The sequence below is a fragment of the Brachyspira intermedia PWS/A genome (assembly GCF_000223215.1).
GTDB classification, from domain to species: Bacteria; Spirochaetota; Brachyspiria; order Brachyspirales; family Brachyspiraceae; genus Brachyspira; species Brachyspira intermedia.
The window spans coordinates 1,522,341-1,542,980 of sequence record NC_017243.1; the positions used below are offsets into that span (position 1 = coordinate 1,522,341).

Annotated in this window: 17 protein-coding genes; 7 read left to right on the forward strand and 10 right to left on the reverse strand. The window is 26.5% G+C overall.

The window, feature by feature from the left end:
• Positions 1–18: 18 nt before the first annotated feature.
• The 4 genes from selA (at position 19) to BINT_RS06705 (ending at position 5,301) form a co-directional block, all read left to right on the forward strand.
• Entirely contained in the window at positions 19–1,365 is a 1,347-nt protein-coding gene (gene selA / locus BINT_RS06690; protein WP_014487798.1) for an L-seryl-tRNA(Sec) selenium transferase, read from the forward strand.
• A 38-nt stretch (positions 1,366–1,403) separates the two neighbouring features.
• Complete coding sequence (gene selB / locus BINT_RS06695; RefSeq protein ID WP_014487799.1) at positions 1,404–3,206, forward strand: selenocysteine-specific translation elongation factor; 1,803 nt, start codon at positions 1,404–1,406, stop codon at positions 3,204–3,206.
• 99 nt (positions 3,207–3,305) lie between these two features.
• Positions 3,306–3,662 carry a tRNA-binding protein gene (locus tag BINT_RS06700; protein WP_014487800.1) on the forward strand — a complete coding sequence of 119 codons (357 nt, stop codon included), beginning with the start codon at positions 3,306–3,308 and terminating at the stop codon, positions 3,660–3,662.
• A 34-nt stretch (positions 3,663–3,696) separates the two neighbouring features.
• The gene (locus tag BINT_RS06705; protein ID WP_014487801.1) at positions 3,697–5,301 is read left to right on the forward strand and encodes a tetratricopeptide repeat protein; all 1,605 of its coding nucleotides are present in this window, start codon (positions 3,697–3,699) and stop codon (positions 5,299–5,301) included.
• Positions 5,302–5,472: 171 nt separating this feature from the next.
• Here BINT_RS06705 and uvrB read toward each other — a convergent pair whose 3' ends face one another.
• The 8 genes from uvrB to BINT_RS06745 form a co-directional block, all read right to left on the reverse strand.
• A complete protein-coding gene (uvrB, locus tag BINT_RS06710; protein WP_014487802.1) occupies positions 5,473–7,521 on the reverse strand; it encodes an excinuclease ABC subunit UvrB in 2,049 nt (682 codons plus the stop codon).
• A 2-nt stretch (positions 7,522–7,523) separates the two neighbouring features.
• Positions 7,524–8,378, reverse strand: a complete 855-nt coding sequence (locus BINT_RS06715) for a M23 family metallopeptidase (protein WP_014487803.1) — start codon at positions 8,376–8,378, stop codon at positions 7,524–7,526.
• Positions 8,375–9,550, reverse strand: a complete 1,176-nt coding sequence (locus BINT_RS06720) for a hypothetical protein (RefSeq protein ID WP_014487804.1) — start codon at positions 9,548–9,550, stop codon at positions 8,375–8,377. The genes BINT_RS06715 and BINT_RS06720 overlap by 4 nt, the downstream gene beginning before the upstream one ends.
• Before the next feature lie 36 nt (positions 9,551–9,586).
• The gene (locus BINT_RS06725) at positions 9,587–10,768 is read right to left on the reverse strand and encodes a M23 family metallopeptidase (protein WP_014487805.1); all 1,182 of its coding nucleotides are present in this window, start codon (positions 10,766–10,768) and stop codon (positions 9,587–9,589) included.
• A gap of 48 nt (positions 10,769–10,816) precedes the next feature.
• The gene (locus BINT_RS06730) at positions 10,817–11,506 is read right to left on the reverse strand and encodes a tetratricopeptide repeat protein (protein WP_014487806.1); all 690 of its coding nucleotides are present in this window, start codon (positions 11,504–11,506) and stop codon (positions 10,817–10,819) included.
• Positions 11,507–11,628: 122 nt separating this feature from the next.
• The gene (locus BINT_RS06735) at positions 11,629–12,129 is read right to left on the reverse strand and encodes an imm68 putative immunity domain-containing protein (protein WP_014487807.1); all 501 of its coding nucleotides are present in this window, start codon (positions 12,127–12,129) and stop codon (positions 11,629–11,631) included.
• 319 nt (positions 12,130–12,448) lie between these two features.
• Positions 12,449–13,345 (reverse strand): patatin-like phospholipase family protein, encoded by an 897-nt coding sequence (locus BINT_RS06740; protein ID WP_014487808.1) that lies wholly within the window; start codon positions 13,343–13,345, stop codon positions 12,449–12,451.
• Between the two features lie 21 nt (positions 13,346–13,366).
• On the reverse strand, positions 13,367–14,860 hold the full coding sequence (locus BINT_RS06745; RefSeq protein ID WP_014487809.1) for a tetratricopeptide repeat protein: 1,494 nt from the start codon (positions 14,858–14,860) through the stop codon (positions 13,367–13,369).
• Between the two features lie 163 nt (positions 14,861–15,023).
• Between BINT_RS06745 and BINT_RS06750 the strand changes: the two genes are divergently transcribed.
• Positions 15,024–15,974 (forward strand): alpha/beta hydrolase, encoded by a 951-nt coding sequence (locus BINT_RS06750; RefSeq protein WP_014487810.1) that lies wholly within the window; start codon positions 15,024–15,026, stop codon positions 15,972–15,974.
• 53 nt (positions 15,975–16,027) lie between these two features.
• On the opposite strand, the gene BINT_RS06755 is transcribed toward BINT_RS06750, so the two are convergent.
• Positions 16,028–16,642, reverse strand: coding sequence for an HAD family hydrolase (locus tag BINT_RS06755; RefSeq protein WP_014487811.1), 615 nt, complete (start codon positions 16,640–16,642; stop codon positions 16,028–16,030).
• 138 nt (positions 16,643–16,780) lie between these two features.
• Between BINT_RS06755 and BINT_RS06760 the strand changes: the two genes are divergently transcribed.
• Together BINT_RS06760 and BINT_RS06765 are read left to right on the forward strand one after the other, a co-directional pair.
• Entirely contained in the window at positions 16,781–18,367 is a 1,587-nt protein-coding gene (locus tag BINT_RS06760; protein WP_014487812.1) for an AAA family ATPase, read from the forward strand.
• Positions 18,354–19,751, forward strand: a complete 1,398-nt coding sequence (locus BINT_RS06765) for a VWA domain-containing protein (RefSeq protein ID WP_014487813.1) — start codon at positions 18,354–18,356, stop codon at positions 19,749–19,751. The genes BINT_RS06760 and BINT_RS06765 overlap by 14 nt, the downstream gene beginning before the upstream one ends.
• Position 19,752: 1 nt before the next feature.
• Here BINT_RS06765 and murI read toward each other — a convergent pair whose 3' ends face one another.
• On the reverse strand, positions 19,753–20,580 hold the full coding sequence (murI, locus tag BINT_RS06770; RefSeq protein ID WP_014487814.1) for a glutamate racemase: 828 nt from the start codon (positions 20,578–20,580) through the stop codon (positions 19,753–19,755).
• Between the last annotated feature and the right edge of the window lie 60 nt (positions 20,581–20,640).

Consider the following 20,640-nt stretch of genomic DNA (forward strand, 5'->3'; position numbering starts at 1 on the left):
AAGCATTTCGGAATAATTATGAATAATAAATTTAATCTAATACAAACTAATGCAGTATTAGAAGATGAATCTATAAAACCATATCATAAAATTATTTCTCGTCCCATTGCTGCAGATATTATAAGAGAAACACTAGAAAAATTAAGAACTCAATTAAAAAATAATCCTGAATTACAATATGATAAGAAAGATATAATTAAGTTATGTGAAATTGAAATAAAAAAGAAAGCAAATCTGCCAATAAAAAAAGTTATAAATGCTACTGGAACTATAATGCATACAAATTTGGGAAGATCCCCAATAGATGCGGAAGTTTGGGATAGCGTAAGAGAATTGAATATAAACAGCAATAATCTTGAATATAATATTAATAATGAAGCAAGAGGAATAAGAGGAGAATTTGTATACTCTCTTTTAAGTAAATTAACAGGTGCAGAAGATGCTTTGGTAGTTAATAATAATGCTGCTGCTGTATTTTTAATATTAAAAACTTTAGCAAGTAATAAAGAAGTAATAGTATCAAGAGGTGAACAGGTACAAATAGGCGGAGGCTTTAGAATACCTGATATATTAAAGGAAGCATCAGCGAAACTTATAGAAGTTGGAACTACTAATATACTTGATATTAAAGATTATGAAGAATCTATAACAGAAAATACTGCTATGATACTTAAAGTGCATACTTCCAATTTTAAAATAAGAGGCTTTGTTAAATCTCCTTCATTAAAAAAGTTAAGAGAAACTATACCTGATAATATAGCATTAGTTTATGATGAGGGAGCAGGAATATTTGATGAAAGTATGAGCGAAGAGGAACATATAAAATCTGCATTAAAAAGCGGTGCTGATTTAGTGTGTTTTTCGGGTGATAAAATGTTTTCAAGTGTGCAGGCTGGAATAATAGTAGGAAAGAAAAAATATATAGAAAAAATATACAAACATCCTTTAATGAGAGCTTTCAGATGCGGAAAAACAGTACTGTCAATATTAGAAAAAAGTATTATAAAAAGATTGAATACTGAAGGCAATTTCAAAGGATACTGTGAAACTTTATTGAGTATAGATAAGGAAATAATAAAACAAAAGGCTTTAAAAATTATAGAAAATATTGAAGGATTTGAAGTGATTGAAGAAGATATAGAAACAGGAGGCGGTGCTATGCCCGATACTTTTTATCCGTCTTATGCAATAAGTTTTAAGCCTAAAAATATAAAGTCTATAATTAAGTTTATGCATAATTTAGATGTACCTATTATACCAAAAGTAAAAAAGGATTCAGTGCTTATATATGTAATAACTATAAATGATGATGATATAAATTACATAAAAGAAGTGTTAATAAAAATAAAAGATAGTGATTTTTAAATATAGTTTATCAATAGTAATAATAGGAGTTTCATAATATGAATAGAATCATAGGAACAGCAGGTCATGTTGATCATGGTAAATCAGAATTAATAAAAGCATTAACAGGCATTTCTATGATGAGGCTTCCTGAAGAACAGAAAAGAGAAATGACTATTGATTTAGGATTCGGTTTTTTCAAGCCTAATGATGATATTACAATAGGTGTAATAGATGTACCCGGACATGAAAGATTTATAAGAAATATGGTTGCCGGTATGTGGAGCTTGGATTTAGTTATGCTTGTAGTTTGTGGTAATGAAGGCTGGATGAATATGACTGAAGAGCATGCTAAAGTAGCTTTATCTCTTGGCATAAGAAATGTAGTGTGCGTAATTAATAAAATTGATTTGGTTGATGATGATAAATTAAAAGAAAGCGAAGAAGATATTAAAAAAAATCTATATAGAATATTCAATAAAGATATAGAAATAGTAAAAGTATCAGCCTTAAATGGTACTAATATAGACTTTTTAAAAGATAGAATAACTGATATATTATTAAATGAAAAATATGAAGATGATATAAAAACTCATATTTATGTAGACAGAGTATTTTCTATAAAAGGGGCAGGACTCACTATTACAGGAAGTCTTAGAGGAGGCATAATAAAAAAAGATGATACTTTGATACATTATCCAAGCAGAAAAGAAATTTCAATAAGAAATATTCAGTCGTACCATGAAGATAAAGAAATTGTTTACTCCGCTTCAAGAATAGCTATTAATATAAAAAATATTAAAAAAGAAGAAATAAGAAGAGGGCATTTATTATGCTGTAAGGAAGAAAAAGTATTTTCAACAGATGAAATAATATTAGAGCTTATAAATACAAATGATGCTGAATATCTTAAAAAAATAAAGAATGCTGAATTTGCTGCAGGTACAGAATGCTTGATTGCTCAAATACTTCCTATTTACAAAAACAAAACATATTCTGATAAAGATAATAAAAATAATAAAGAAATAGATAATAGATTCATAAGATTAAAATTTGATGAGCCTATATCAGTGTTTTGGAAAGAACGCGGTATATTAATAAGCCATGGCGGAAGCAGTATAATAGCAGCAGGCAATGTATTTTGGGGAGAAAAAACTAATCCTTTCATAAGAAAAAGAATAATTGATAATGCCAACGAGTTTTTGGGAGAAGTAAAAAGAGAAAAATATAATGATTTATTTATGTCAGTGAATGGTTATACCGAAGCAAGCGGAGAGATTCCTGATTATGCTATTAAAGTTGCAAATTTCTTTGTTAAAAAAGATTATTTAAATACTTTATTAGAAAGATTAAAAAATCTAATAGAAAATAAAAAAGAAGGCATAAGTTTTGAAGACATAAGAAATTATTTAAATATTAATAATGCATTTACAAAAGTATTTATAGATTATTCAGTTGAAAATCAAATATTAATGCCCTTTAATAATATATACAAAAAATATAATGAAGAAATTACTTTAAATAATTCTCAAAAAATATTATTAGAAAAATTAAAAAAAGAAGATTTAAACGGATTAGATGAAAAAACTATAAAAACATTTACTAATGGAATGAAAGATATAAAAGTATTATCAGCATCAAAAAAGGCTGTGTATCTTGATGAGGGTATATATTATCATATAGATGTTTATAATAGAATAAAAAAACTTATTTTGCAAAATACAAAAACTAATGATATAATAACAATAGCTTTTGTTCGTGATAAAACAGGACTTTCCAGAAAATATGTACTTCCTATATTAAATGCATTTGAAAGAGAAAAATTAGTTAGAAGAGAAGGCAGCGAAAGAATAGTACTTTGATATTTATTTTACTAATGCTTTATATTAAAAGTTATTGAAATGTACTTTCAAAATTTTTTCTAATGACATAAAATATATAAAAATATTTCGGAGATTAAAATGGATATTAAAGAAGAAATAAAGTCTGAATCTAGTTTTGATAATTTTTTGGCATTAGATATTAGAACAGGTACTATAATAGAAGCGGAAGATTTTCCAAAAGCTAAAAGACCGGCATACAAATTAAAAATTGATTTTGGTAAATTGGGTATAAAGGTTTCATCAGCACAAATAACTAAATTATATAAAAAAGAAGATTTGATAGGAAGACGCATAATTGCTGTAGTTAATTTTCCAAAAAAACAGATAGCTAATTTTTTTTCGGAGTGTTTAGTTTTAGGTGCTGTAAAAGATAATGGAGAAGTTGTATTATTAACTACAAAAGAAGAATGTGAAAACGGTACAGTTATAGGATAATATTGTTATATAAATTATAATACGGAGAATATATATGGGCTTGCTTAATAGAGAAGATATTGAAACATTACAATCATTTAATATAGACGGCGGCGGATATTTTTATAAAATGCTGAATTATTTGCAAGAGTTTATTGAAAATGGTATAAAAGAAAATAAGTTCACATTAGAAGAGGCTAGGGAAGATTTAGATATTGCTTTATGGTATTCTTATGCCTGTAATAATATAGGTGATTATGAGCATTATTATATGTCTAAAGAGTTTATGAAATACTCTGAGAAAAATGCTAAAGGATGCGGAACTTGGTATTATAGGCATGCTGTGGCATTAATTTACTGCGGAAAATTAGAAGAAGCGTTAAAATATTCTGAACAGGGTGTTATTGAAGAGCCTGATTATCCTTGGGGATGGCTTGAGCTTGCTAAATTAAGACTTCATTTCGGGAATAAAGAAGGTGCTGTCGAAGCTAATAATAAGGGATTGGAGCTTGTACCGGGTGATTATGAGTTTTTAAGACAGGCTGAAGAAATAGAAAATTATTATTCTATAGAAGCATTAGAATATCATTACATTAATGAAGAGAGTGATAAAAATTTACTTAGAGGTCTTGATTACGGCGAAGACAAATTAAATGCTATAGCCTATATATTATGCGATGAAGAAAAATTGCAGGCTATTAAAGATATTATTAATCCTATAGATTGGGAAGCTGATCATCCTTATTGTACTTTTAAGTTTTATGTTGCTGATGATTTGGTTGATGGCGTATTTTTAATGAATGAAGCTGCTATATCAAAATTGGATAAAGAGTTGATAAAAGAATCCATAGAAGAATTAAAAGATGTGAAAAATAAAATAAATAATGAAGAAAATTCAAAATTAACATTTGTAAAATTTAATATTGATTATACTATTGAGGCAGGATTTAAAAACGAAGAAACAGATAAAAGTTTTTCAATTAGAAAAATGTTTAATAAAGATTCAGAATATAAAAAAGTTGCTGATGAAATTTTTGATTCTTATGGTATGCCTTTAGAACCTTATTTAGAAGAGCTTCCTAATATTGTTACTTTGTATAAAAAAGAATATGGATTTTTATATTATGCTGAATGCTGGATAAATGAAGATAATATAGTAAAGCATACTGGAATAGTTGGAAGCAGCGGAGATGTTAAAGAATATGAATGCAGTAATCCTAGGGAATATAAAAATTTTTTAGATGATTTTTATAAAGAGTATAATGATTATAAAGTAATTGATAATGAAGATTTATCTTATTTAATTTTGCAATTTGAAATAGAACCTTTTGAAAATGAATTACCTGAAAAATATGCTGATGTTTTAAATAAAATAGGTAATGTTTTAAATTCAGTTTTGAGTTGGAATGGTCTTGGTTCTTTAGATTCTTGGAATGCCGGCGAAACTGAAAATATAAAAGGAAAATATGTTATTAATTTCTTTTCTGTAGTTGTAGATGTTGATATTGCATTCAGACTCATATTAAATGAAGTTGTAGAAGAAATTAAAGATGATATAAATTGCGATCATATAAAGATGGCTTATGTTCCATATATAGACAATGGAGAAAACTTTACTTTAATATATTCATCAGATGAAAGCACAGATTTTTCTATTTGATTTGAATTTTTAATAAAAATTAAGTATAAAATTTTTTACTATTATGATGAAAAATTTTATACTTTTTATTATTATTTTTTACTTTCTATATACTTTATAAAATTAGTCTTAAATAATACTAAATATATTTTAAATTAATTGAATTTACTTGTATTATACTATGTATAAAAATTATTTGTTAGTTTTGCCATTTGGATTTTTTGAAGTTACATTTTTATGTACATTTTTCTTTTGAGGCTTTAATTGTTTAAGCTGATTTATTTTTTCTCTTATCTCAATAGCCTTTTCAAATTCTAAACTGTCTGATGCTTTTTTCATCTCTTTTTCAAGCTCTTTTATATAATCATCACTTTTCTGTTCAGGATCAATTTTCACTCTTTCATTGAATCGTCTGAAATCGAAATGAAGCTCATAAGATGTTTCAACCTTCTCCTCACGTTCAATGATATCTTGTATTTTTTTGATTATCGTTTTAGGAGTGATATTATGCTCTTTGTTGTACTCCATCTGTATTTTTCTTCTTCTTTCTGTTTCATCAATGGCTACTTTCATAGCATCGCTTATAGAGTCAGCAAACATTATAACTCTACCATTTGCATTTCTTGCAGCTCTTCCTATAGTCTGTATTAGGGTAGTGGTATTTCTTAAAAATCCTGTTTTATCGGCATCAAGTATTAATATGAGTGATACTTCAGGTACATCAAGCCCTTCTCTTAAAAGGTTAATCCCCACAAGTACATCGAAAGCACCGAGCCTTAAATCTCTTATTATTTCAACACGTTCTACAGTTTGAATGTCTGAATGAAGATAACGAGTTCTCACTCCATTTTCATTTAAATATTTTGTAAGGTCTTCAGCCATTTTTTTTGTAAGTGTTGTTATGAATATTCTTTCATTGTTTGATACAGTCTTTTTTATTTCTTCAAGTATTCTGTCTATCTGTCCGTCGATAGGATATACTTCGATGATAGGATCAAGCAATCCTGTAGGACGAATTATCTGCTCTACAACCTGAGAGCTTTTCTTTAATTCATATTCTGCAGGTGTGGCACTAATATATATTGTATCATGAGTAAGTTTTTCAAATTCTTCAAAGTATAAAGGTCTGTTATCAAGAGCTGAAGGAAGTCTGAAACCGTACTTTACTAAAGTCTCTTTTCTGCTTCTGTCTCCAAAAAACATTCCTCTAATTTGAGGCACACTCACATGGGACTCATCTATTATAGTGAGAAAATCATCAGGAAAATAGTCTATTAAACAAGCAGGTCTGTCTCCTTCTTTTCTTCCTGATAATGGACGAGAATAATTTTCTATTCCTGCACAGTATCCAACCTCTCTAAGCATTTCTAAATCATATTTAGTTCTTCCGTATATTCTTTCTGCTTCTACTAATTTTCCTTCGGATTTAAATTTATTATATTGCTCTTCAAGCTCTTCTTCTATTAATTTTATACCCGTAGCTAATTTATCGCCTCCTGTAACGAAGTGCTTTGCCGGATATATTACAACTCTGTCTTGTTCTGCTAATTTTTGTCTTGTTATAGGATTAATTTTTATTATACGCTCAACTGTATCACCGAAAAATTCTACTCTGATAACCTCATCAGAATAGGCACTCATTATTTCTATAGTATCGCCTATAACTTTGAATCTTGCTCTTTCAAGTACATCTTTAACACGCTCATATTGTATAGAAACTAATTTTTCAATTATTTCATCTCTGTCATATTCTCCGTCTTTTTCTATAGCAATATATAATTTTCTGTAATCTTCAGGAGAACCCAAACCGTATATACAAGAAACAGAAGCTACTATTATAACATCTCTCCTTTCAAGAAGCGATGTAGTTGCTTTAAGTCTTAATCTGTCGATTTCATCATTAACAGAAGCATCTTTGTCTATATATAAATCTTTTGCAGGAACATAGGCTTCAGGCTGATAATAATCATAATATGAAACGAAATATTCAACAGCATTATTTGGAAAAAAATCTTTTAATTCTCTATAAAGCTGTGCCGCTAAAGTTTTGTTATGCGACATTACTAAAGTAGGGCGATTGGCTTTTTCTATAACATTTGCTATAGTAAAAGTTTTTCCGCTTGCTGTAACTCCAAGAAGAGTTTGATATTTATTTTTATTTTCAAGTCCTTTTACCAAAGAGTCTATTGCAGTTACTTGATCCCCTGAAGGCTTGAAATTTGATTCTAATTTGAAATTCATATTTAATAAAAATTAACGGTTCTTGTTAACACTACGCTTTTATTATCAAAATCTGTAACTTCTGCTTTAAATGTGTATTTTCCTCTTTTAGGAACGAATACACCGCCTCTGTAGAAATGCGAATCTACTCCGTATACTTCTTCAAAAGTATAATTCGGAGATATATAGTATACATTATCTCTTTTGATGAAGTATGTGAAATCATAATCTCTCACTAAATCATCATTCATAAATATTTTTACTCTTTTAAGCCCCATAGGTATTCCGCCTAATAAGTCATAAGCTTTAACGAATAATTTTATTTCTCCATTATAACTCATAGGCATTTTATCTTTTATTTGTATGAGTCTGTTTTCTGTTCTTAAATATATACCATGAATCAATGGTGCTTGAGTTGAGCCTTTATCTATACTTAAATATTCTAATGGGTCTACAACTAATCCCTCTTTCATATTTTCTATAGTTAAATGTAAATGTGCTCCTCCGGATCTTCCGCTGTTTCCTGTAAGAGCTACCACATCTTTTTCCGTAACTTTAGCATATGATTTTTCTATAGTGCCCGGTTCTATATGATAATAATAACTTCTTAAATTATCAGGGTGTTCTATCATAAGTACATTTCCTACACCATAAAGAGGTCTAGTAGGGTCTTCATCTTCATCAACATAATAAACTATTTCACCATCTTTTACAGGATATATTTCCATTTTATGCCCGCCGAAATCAACTCCGTTATGAAAATGGTCTGTTCTAAACTCTCCGAATGTGCTTGTTACTCTTATTCTGTTTGGATCAATAGGAACTCTTGCAAATAAGAATGAAGATATTACAAATAATAATAATATATATTTTTTCATAGTTTAACCCTCTTATACGTATAAATCATCTTGTCTGTTACAATCATATATTCATTTTCTAAATTTGATATATCAAGATTGTATACCCAACCATCTAAATATTTTTCAAATATAATTTCTCTTGTATGATTATCATATATTAAGACTACGCTTTGAGCATCTTTTGAAACACTCATAATTGTAGTATTAGTTTCGCCATTTAATTTCATATTGATAGCATTTTGCATATTATATTTTTCTAAATTGATTCTTTTTATTTCATTACCTTTATTTAAGGAGTATAATATAATATCTCTGTCAGCTAGCATAAATGCTGTCATTGATTTTTCGCTTATATAACTAGATACATGTCTTCTTCTGTTAAGTCCTGTATCTGAATACCACATAGTATTTCCATTAGCATCATAAAGCGTAATATATTCAGGTCTTATTCCACTTACGGCTAATGCAAAACTGCCGTATTCGCTTATTGCTACAGATTTTACTATATTTATTTCGCTTAGAATAGTTGATATGGCAAAAGATAATTCACCATTTCTATTTATATATGCTATATCTCCGCTTGAAAAACCTGCAATATAATCACCTGTATATAAAGCAAAAGCTCCGTCTGTGATTATTTCACCATATTGTACATGTTTGCTTAAAGGGTTATTATTAAAGTCAAACATTTGTATTTTTGAATTGTCGCTTGAATGGTATACTATTCTTTCTGCATAAGGAGCTATTTCTGGATAAATAGATGTGTTAGTACGCCATATAATTCCTCCCATATTATTATAGGCATCTATATAATTTCCATATCTTTTATATATGATAAAATTCTGATTGTTTAAAGTTGCTAATTCGCCTCTTGATAGATTTGTGCTGTATATTGTATCTCCATTAAAATCAAAATAGTGTATTATACCTTCAGGCTTTGTAAAAAAGTTATGTTTGAATATACCATTTATATAAAAGTTTTCATCATGAGATGGTGGATCTAATGAATCTGTTTTTTTACTCCAAACATTTACAGTATTATATTCTTCATTAAGCCTATTAGTACCGAAGAAAAATATAAACAAAACTATCAAAACTAAAGCTGTTATTATAGTTAAATACCTAATGAGTAAAGGTTCTATTTTATGTATATTTTCTGATTCTATTATGGATTTCTCTTTTATTCTCATTTACTGCATCAGCTCTCTAATTATAAATTACTATTTTTATTTTATTTGAGTAAGCATTTTAGTATTAAATGAAACGGGCTTTTCTAAAATACTTAAAGGGTCAAATGTCATATTTCCTGCTCTCATTTCCCAATGACAGTGAGGACCTGTAGACATTCCTGTAGAACCTATTAATCCTATTACTTCGCCTTTTTTAACATACTGTCCTTCTTTTGCTATTAATTTGGACATATGGAAATATGAGCTGTATACTCCTTCGCCATGATCTATAACTACGCAGTTTCCTCTAACAAATAATTCTCTTGATACTCTTACAACTCCATTATTTGCTGCTATTATAGGAGTGCCGTTTGTGTTGGCTATATCGAATCCCTGATGATATCTTGCGTAATCTTTAGTATATCCTCTGAAAGCACCAAATCCTGATGAGTATCTTCCTTGAGAAGGCATTATATAAACTTTATCTGCATAATTAGTAGGAGTATAACTTATATAAACTTTTCCATTTAATAATTCTTTTTCTTCTTTTGATTTTTGAGGATTGCTTATAATATTTTTCATAGTAGCAGTTACCCCCGGTATTTGTTTTGGTTTTGGTGGGGGAGGAGTGAAGTCTAATTTTATATCTATTGCCACATTTAATAATGTGTTATCTTTTAATTTGATATCAGATATAAATTGATATTTTTTATCCTGAGCACCTACATATATACCGAATACGCTTTTATAAACTTTCATGTTTCTGTCAGCATTTTTTACTTCAAAAAATTTTACTATAGGTCTTGCACTTCCCATAAGTTTTGAGTTTTCTATTTTTACTTCATCTTTGGAAGCTATGAATATAGTTGATACTTTACCGGCATAAAATGGAAAAGGATCTGCATATATTTTTATATCATTATCATATTTTTTGAAGTCTTCTAAAGAATTAAAGGCTTTATTTCTAGTATACATAGCTCCAGTTATTAAAACAGCATTATTATTGCTTACTTTTATTTTTGTATTTGGAGCAAGATAATAATATTTATTTCCTATTTTTATTTCAGCAAAAGCATTTTTTTCAGTTTCTATAATATCATTTGCCAATATTTCATTAGAAGTTTTTATATCAATATTTTTTCCGCCTCTGTTTAGAGAAGTATTGCCTAAATATTGAATGTTATTTTGAGAATATAAAGATAATGAAATTAAAAATATAATACTGATAATATATTTCATAAAACCTCCAAGATTATTATTATATATTAAGTTATTTATTTTATATAGTTATTTTTTATATGAAGACTTATCTAATTTTAATAAATGTTCTTTTATATCTCTGTTTGTAGGAGCAAGCTCAAAAGCCTTTGTTAAAAACTCTTTGGCTCTTTCAAAATCATTTTTCTTAAGGAAAGCCCAGCCTAATGAATCTAAATAAGCCGGATTATTAGGATCTATTGATAATGCTTTTCTAATTTCTTCTATTCCTTCTTCTATATTAGTTTCTGTATCTGCCAAAATAAATCCTAAAGAATTTCTAGCATTTGCACTTTTTGGATCGAGATTAACAGCTTTTCTCAAATGCTCTATAGCTTTTCTGATATTGCCTTTTTTATAATAAACATAACCCAAAGCCGCATGTATCTGAGTATTTTCAACTCCAGAGGATAAAGCATCTAGAAGTTCAAATTCGGCTAAATCATACATCTCTTTTACTGCGTATATGTATCCTACTATTATATGAGCCTGCATAAGTCTAAGAGGATTATCAAGTCTTCTCATTATTTTATCAAATACCTGAAGAGTATTATCATAATCCTGAATTTGTGCATAGGCTAATGCTAGATGATATCCGGATTCAACGTCATTTTTTTCTGAGAATATTTTTTCTAAAGAGTCTATTGCTTCTTTGTAGTTTTCATTTCTAAAAAATTTTATTCCGTCTTCTAATTTACTTCTGCTAGAGCCTATACTCATATATAATCCCTCATATATTTGATTGTTGCTATATTGTATATTTATAATGTAAAAATCTCAATATATTTTAACTAAAACTTTAATAAAAAAATTATGTAAAGTTATTAATATTTTTTTATTTATTAATATATAAATTTTGACATTTCATTTGCTATATATTTTGTCTTTTCAGCAATATTATTAATAGTTTCATCATCACACATATCGGCTAAATCATACTTAGAACCATTAACAGAAAAGTCATTTAATATATTTATAAATAATTCTATATCTTCCTTATCAGCATTTATTGATATATATTTATCTTTTTCAGAATTACTATATAAATCTTTTAAATATATTTTTTTGTTATGAAGACATTCTAAAATTAATACTGATAAATCTAATATTAAATCTATTACTATATCTATATTATGTTCAATACCATTACAAACATATTTTATATCTTTACTTTTTCTAAATGAATCAACTTTTATTGTAGAATATTCATTGTATACATTAAAGTCAGTAAATATTTTTTTAACGCTATATTGAGTATTATCATTCTCATCAAAATACTCTAATAATACTAATGAGTCATCACAATCACCAAAATATTCTCCCCATAATTTATCTATATACATATTATTCCTTTAATATTAAATTAATTTTATGCGAAGTATTATATTAGAAATATTTTATTTGTAAAGTTTAAAAAATCCATTACATTTTCCCGCCCTTTTTCTTTATAGCTTTAATGTGGATTTTAATTCTTTTATTTCTTAAAGCTTTTAGTAGAATTGTTAATACCCGCCCTTACTTTTTATAGGGCTAGAGACTAATTAACACGCGTTGAATTGGCATTATTTTTACGGATATTTTTATAATATGATTAATCTTTGTTTTTAAACTTTACTCTGCGCGTGCTGAATATTTTTATTTTGAAGTAAAATTCATTTTGTATTATTTATTATCATCTATTTTTAGACTATCTATTGCTTTATTAAGTTTATTTTTTAATTTTTTTCTTTCTGCGGCATTATCATTTTCATACATATAAAGCATATTATTGTTTTCTAAATTTTCTAATTGTGTTTTACCCATTTTAAATATTTCTTTAAGCATATTTTTGGCATCATTGTAGCCTTCTTTAATACGCATTTTAGCACCTTCAAGTGAAAAATCCATAGCCCCATTAAAGAAGTTTCCTATATCATTGCTTGGTACTATCTCATAAACTTTGCAATTATTGAATTTTTCTCTGGTGCTTTCTTTGTATAAATTAATGGCTATTATTTCATCGCAGTTTTCTTCATAAAGAGGCTTTAAAGGCAAGTTATTTCCTTTTAATATTTCAACGCCGCCATCTATATAATCAACCCCTTCTATTGTCTGTCTTCCAAATATCACCGGTATTGCACTTGTTGCCATCATTATTTCTTTTATTTCTTTTGCTGATTTGTTGTTTAATTTGAAATATTCAGCATCAATGTTTTTTAAATTTACTGCAGTGGCATATATTGGATATTCATAATTGATAATGATGTCAATATTTAAATATTTTTCTATTATTTCTATTAAGCCTTTTCTGCTGAAAATTCCGTTTGAAGATATATAATTATTATTTTTGTCCATTTTCTTTTTTGAGAGTATTTTATCTTCTATTTCATTAGTCCAAATATATTCCGCTATATCATAATTATTCTGTGCTATCAAACATGCATTAAGAACGCCTACAGAAGTACCGGATATTGCTTTAATCATTTTATCTACTTCATATTCTCTTAAAGCCTTCCATACTCCTATTTGATAGCTTCCAAGTCCACCGCCTCCGCCTAAAACTAAACCTAATTTTTTCATATAATCTCCAAAATATAAAAATTAAATTTTATTTAAATATACTCCCCAAAAATCATTTATAAACTCTAAATAATCCCTCTTGTTTTGATCCGTAGTTTTTTCAAGTTTCTTATTAGTTTTTTCTTCATATTCCATTATTTTTTTATATTGAAATTGAAGTTTTTCTTTGTATTTAAATATTTCTTTATTTGAGGAATATGAATCAAAGTATTTATTTAAATATTTCAATGTGTTCTCATAGTCTTTTTTTATTAAATATATTTTAGCTATCTCTTTATAGCATAAGGGCGATTCAAAATTTCTTACTTCTTTTATTAAAAGTTTATATAAACTTTCTATTTTGATATGTCTTGCTTCTTTATTATCTTTATCTTGAAATAGTATAGAATCACATTCTGCCATTGCCTTTTTATATTTTTTATTTTCAAAATATTCTCTAGCTAATTCTATGGATTTTTTGGAGTCTGAATATTTTATTGGAGGATTGAAATTTTTTGATATCATTTTAAGTTCATTTATAATTAGTATTATAATATCATAATTTGTAATCTCAGTATTATAATCAAAATTTGATATATTTATTCCGTATTCATTTACTAAGTCAATTTTTATATCTTTTATATTTATATTAGGATTTATTTTCATTATTGAGTTGATTATATAACTTTCTTCTTTATCCAATTTTTCTATCTTTTTTATGCCGCTTAATATTGGTATAATATATTCATAAGTATTAATATTATTTTGAGTATTCAAAAAGAGTTTATTTATGAAATTAGGTTTTTCTATCAATTTGCAGTATATATCATTTACTTTTATTTTTTGATTCATATCAACATTGAAATCAAATAATATAGATTTTATCATATAAATATTTTCTTTTGGTATATTATTATCTGAATTATTGACACTTGATATTTTTGTAAATAGATCATTGCTCAAGCATATAATTTTTTCTATATTATCCATATCGATGTATTTTATATTATCAAATTCAAGAATATTAGATGCAGCTTTGAACTCTAATAATTGAACTTTTTTTTCTAATGAATCTATTCTGTTTGATTCTTTATTAATTTTATTTAGTATTACATTAAATGATTCTCTTACATTATTGCATATTGTAATTAATTCTTCTTCAATATTTCTTTCTATATTATTTAATTTATTATTTAAATATATAAGCCCTTCATAAGTGATTTTGTTTTGATTTGCTAAATATTCTATCATTTTCAATGAGGCATTTTTTACTACAGCATAATTATAATCAATTTCGCCTCTTATCTTTCTATTTTGTCCTGTTATGGAATTAATTATATTTTCTAAAAAACCTTGTTTTGCTAAATATTCAGTTCTGGATTTTCCTGCACTTAAAGATGATACAGCTTCTATAATAAGTTCTGTTAATTTAGTTGAATTGTTTTCATAATCTTTTATATTATTGAGTATATATTCTTGTATTATAGTTTTATCTTTTTCATCAATTTCATTTTCATAAGGTATAGTAAAATCCATAATATCTCCGACTATATAGTATCATTATATATTATACAGTTTATTTGATTTTATCACAAATATTTTAAATTATGAAGTTTTATATATTAGTTCTATATTATTTTATTATTGATTTTTTGTATTTTAATGGTATTTTAATATATCAAAATTTTAAGGAGTAAAAATGAAAAATATATTTATAATGTTGTGTTTTTTAATTTTATTTGTTTCATGCAGTAATACTAATATTGCCAATACAAATAATACTAATGTTATAATCTCTACAAATGAAGATGGAAGCATAGTTTTTGAGCAAAAGGATGTTGTTTATAATATTGACTATAAACCTAATGTTGTTTATGCTAATAAAGATAATACAGATTTAACACTTCAAATAATGATTCCTAGAACTCTTAATGTTGATACTAATGCAAAATATCCTTTAGTAGTTTATATACAAGGTTCGGCATGGAGAAAGCAGAATGTATATAGAAATTTGGTTGCTCTTGGTGATTTTGCTAGAAGGGGATATGTTGTTGCTATAGTGGAATACAGGCCAAGCGATACAGCAGTTTTTCCGGCACAAATAGAGGATACAAGAGATGCAATTAAATTCATGCTTTATAATTCTGATAAATATAATGCTGATACTAATAATTTATTTGTTTGGGGCGATTCTTCCGGAGGACATACTTCATTATTTACAGCAATACCATTGAATGATAATGATAATACAATACCAAATATAAATGCAATAATTTCTTATTATCCTCCTACAGACTTACTTGAAATGAGAAATGATCCTCTAGGCTCTACTACAGGAGATGCAAACAGTCCTGAAGGAATTTTTATAGGCAGAAAAAATGTTTATGATTATCCTGAGGAAGCTAAAAAGATAAGCCCTTATTATGAGATTTCAAAAGCTAAAAACTTACCTCCTATATTTTTGGCACATGGTACGTCTGATGGATTAGTACCTTTTAATCAAAGTAAAATTTTAGCTGATAAATTAAAAGAAGAGAACAGAGTTTATGAATTCTATGCTATAAAAGATGCTGATCATGGCGATTGGCAGTTTTGGACTAAAGATATGTTTGATTTAGTTGAAAATTTTATAAATAAGTATAAAAAGTAAAATATAATTAATTAAAAGTGTTGATAAAAATAAATATCAGCACTTTTTATATTTTATTTAGCCCATTTTTCTATTTTTATAACCCAAGCATTAGTTTGATTGGCAGCTTCAAGACCAACTTCGCTGTCTTCAAATATAATGCTTTCTTTTTCTTCTACATTGAAATGATTAAAGCATTTTAAGAATATCTCAGGGTGAGGTTTCTTTTTTTCTACATCATTGCCTGTGATAACTAAATCAAATAATTTTTCAAGCTGGAATTCTTTTAATATTCCATATACTCCTTTTGGAGATGCTGTCGTTGCTAATGCTGTGTATTTTTTATTTTCTTTTTTATTATAGTTATCAATTAAAGTTTCTAATATGAATGGGTGAATTTGTATAAGATTGAGATTTTCTAAATATATCTTTTCTTTTAAATTATGTACTGATTCTATTAATTCATTATTTTTATTTTCATCAGATGTAATTTTATTATTTAATTCTAAAACGTTTTTTGTAAATACTTTATAATGAAGTCCAAAGCATTTATTATAATAATAATCTTTATCTAATTCTATATTGAATTCTTTAAGAGCATTGTAATAGGAATAATAATTTAAATATGCACTGTCTATTATAGTGCCGTCCATATCGAATATGAGTAGTTTTATATTATTGTTTAACATTTCTAAACCTCTTTATAAATATTTTTTATTATAACATATAAAATAAGGAATTCCAATTTATACTAAAAATGATATAATATTTTTATGAGTTTACTACTAAAAGTAAGGATAAAGTAATTTTAAGAGTAATATACATTTATGAGAAATACAAAATCTAGAATCGAAAAAATTATTAAACTTCTTTCTGAAGGACTTTATGAAAGGGAAGAAATTGTATCTTTAACTCTTCTTAGTGCTATAGCAGGAAAGCCTATATTTTTATACGGCCCTCCCGGAACTGCAAAAAGTTTCATAGCAAAAAGAGTGTCATCTGCATTTAAAGATTCAAAGTATTTCGGATATTTAATGCAGAGATTTTCTACACCAGAGGATATATTCGGTCCTATTAGTTTGGAAGAATTAAAGAATGATAAATATATAAGAAAGATTGACGGATATTTGCCTGATGCTGATTTTGCATTTTTAGATGAAATATGGAAAAGTACGCCGGCAATACTTAATACTCTTTTAACTATAATCAATGAAAGAGTTTTTAAAAATGGAAGCGAAGAAGTAAAAGTCCCGTTAAAAGCTTTAATTTCAGCAAGTAATGAAACTCCTCCTGAAGGACAGGGACTTGAAGCATTATATGATAGATTTATAGTTCGCTTAATAGTTAATAATATAAAAAATAGAGATAATTTTGAAAAGATACTTGAAAATACTCAATTAGATTCCTATATAAATATAGATGATGAATTAAGAATTTCAACTGATGAATGGGTAAATATAAGAAAAGAAGCAAATAATATAAAACTTTCAAAATCTGTTATTGATATAATTCATAATATAAAACTTTCTATAGAAAAGTTTAATGAAGATAATAGAGATATAGCAATATATGTATCGGATAGAAGATGGCAGCATATTTCATATTTACTTAAAACTGCAGCATATTTGAATGATAAAAATGAAGTTGATATTTATGAAACTATTTTAATTTATAATTGTTTATGGAGTATAGAAGAGCATATTGATGTAGTCAAAAAGATAGTGGAGAATGCTATAAGTTTATGCTATGATTTGAATAATCAGAATATTAGTGAATGGAGAGAGAGTTTTAAGAGCGTTCAGAAAAATATAGATGATGAGTTTTATAATTTAGAAAAAACTTATGATACAGAAAATATTGATGATAAGCCTCATATAGCTAAAACTTTATCTATTAATATTGATGAATACGGTAATAAAGGTGAAACTATCATCTATATACCGATAAAACAATTAGGCAAAAAAGGTTATTTTTATCCTTTAGACATAGGAAGAAATCAGACAAGAAAATTTAGATGCAATTTTAACGGCACTGAAAAATGCACTGTTGAAATAAATTCTGCAACTCTGGCAAATGGTTTTGTTTCCGGTATGCTTTCAAAAAATTATGAGTTTCTTTGTGAGGTAGAGCCTGATTTTTATATGAAAAAGGTTAGCCCTAAAAAACTTGAAAAAGAAAAAAAAGATGCTTATTTGAAATTAATAAAGTCTTTAATATCTAGTATTGAAAATATTATAGCTAATTTTAAAAATGACTTTAATAAAAATAAATATACAAACAAAAGTATATTTATATCAGATGAAAATTTCAATTTTTTCACAGAGATGTTTAATTCTTATATAGAAAATCTTGAGAGTGAAAAATTGGATGCAGAAAGATTAAAAAGTGAAATAGAAGAGCATGAAACAATTTAATAATGATTCTTATAAAGATGAAATAAAAAAAACAGAAGCAATGGCTAAAGGAGTCTTTAATAGTGCTTTTAATAATCTTTATAATGATGAAAGATTAACACAGGAATTAGAAATAAAAATCACTAAATGGAAAAAAGATTTAAATATATTTTTAAATGATAATAATCCGTATCAGGATAATAAAACCGAATTGGATATAGCATTAAAAAAATTAAAAAATACTAGTAAAGAAGATATATTTAATGATTTAAACAGTTTGAATGCTTTATCTGTTGATACTAAATTTTGGAGAGAAAAATTATCAAATTCAGATGATTTAAATATCTTAAAAAAGAATATAATTTCAGTATGGGAAAAAACTTATAATAAAAAAAATAATGATTGGCTTGTTTCTACAGTAAAAGAGAGAAGAGACAAATTTATTTCCGATATAGAATCTTGGATTAATTTGTTAAAAAAATTAAAGTATATGTCAAATATATTAAGAATAAAGACAGGCGTATTATGGGATTTTAGAGTAGGGGAGTTGGAAGAAGAAGATATATCTTTACTTAAAAGATGGGTTGATTTTATAAATGAATATAAAGATATAGAAATCATTTGCGATAGTATAGGCAGAAGAATTGATATAGAAAAATCATTGAAGAATGTTGAGTTTAAAAATACTTACAGCAATACCAATAAAAAAATAAGTTCTAAAGAAGAGATAGTTGGAATATATTTTGCTAAAGATTTAGAAAATGTTATACCTGAAGAGCTTTCTTTATTATGCAATGAAGAAAGTGAAAAATTATTCAAATTAAAATATATAGAAAATAGGCTTATGTGCTTTGATAAGAGTGCTTATGTATTTAATGATGATATGGAGCATTTGGTTAGAGCAGGATATAAAGAAGGCAGAGGCGATATGATTATATGCATAGACACAAGCGGTTCTATGAAGGGTATTAATGAATATATTGCAAAAGCTACTATGTTTAAAATGGTTATTCGTGCTTTGGCTGAAAATAGAAATGCTTATCTTATTAATTTTAGCACAGAGATATATACATGCAAATTTACTAAAGAAAATGGCATTGAAGATTTAATAAAATTTTTGAAGCTTAGTTATCATGGCGGTTCTGATATATACAAAGCTCTTTATGAGGCAAATAGAATGATGAATACGTCTAGTTTCAAAAATGCTGATGTGCTAGTTTTATCCGATTTTATAATGGAGGATATGCCTAATAATTTAGTAACTATGTGCAGCAAACAAAAAAATAACGGCAATAAATATTTTGCTGTATCTATAGGACGATTTCCATTCGGATATTCATATAGAAGAGTATTTAACAAACATTGGATATTTGATATAGATAATGGATTAAAAGAAATTTATTAAATTATAATTTTATTTCTTCTAAACTATATTTTGAATTTTTAGGCATGAATATATCTATTATTTTATTTTCTTTTTCTATATCTTCAGTTGTGTATATTTTTATATATTTATCATTGATATTATTAAGTAAATTATTTTCTTCCAAATATTTTTTTACTGATATTGCAGTATGATATGAAGGGTCTATTATATTTTTTATAGAATTTTTTATATTATTTTGAAGTAAGTTTTTTATATCATTTGTTATATGAGGGTAATGAGTGCATGCTAATATTAAAGTATCAGAGTTTTTATCTATACTTTCTAAATAGTTTGTTAGAACTTCTAATCTATTATCATAACTATACCAATCATTTTCTATCATGGGGCATAAATCTCTGCATGCTACTTGTGTAACTTTTATTTCTTTTTTGTATTTGTTTATCATTTCTTTATATGCATTTGAATGAACAGTGAATTCTGTACCCATTATTGATATATTATTATTTTTTGTGTTATTTAAAGCATCTATTGCACCATTTGATATAACTTCTATTATTGGTACTTCATATTTTTGTTTTAAAATATGGTATGTACATGCTGATATAGTATTGCATGCAATGATAATCATTTTGCATTTTTGTTTTATTAAGAAGTCTGCCATTTTTAATGTTAGTTCTATAATTTTTTCTTTTGATTTATCACCATAAGGTATATTAGCATTATCCCCAAGATATATATAATTTTCATCTGGCAATATTTTTAATAATTGTTTTAAAACAGTTAATCCACCAAATCCGGAATCAAAAACAGCTATCGGCATATCTGATGAAAAAGAGTGAATGTTCATATTTTTTATCCTATTATATTAACTAGCTTTTATTATTATATTAAGTATTTTTATAAAGTC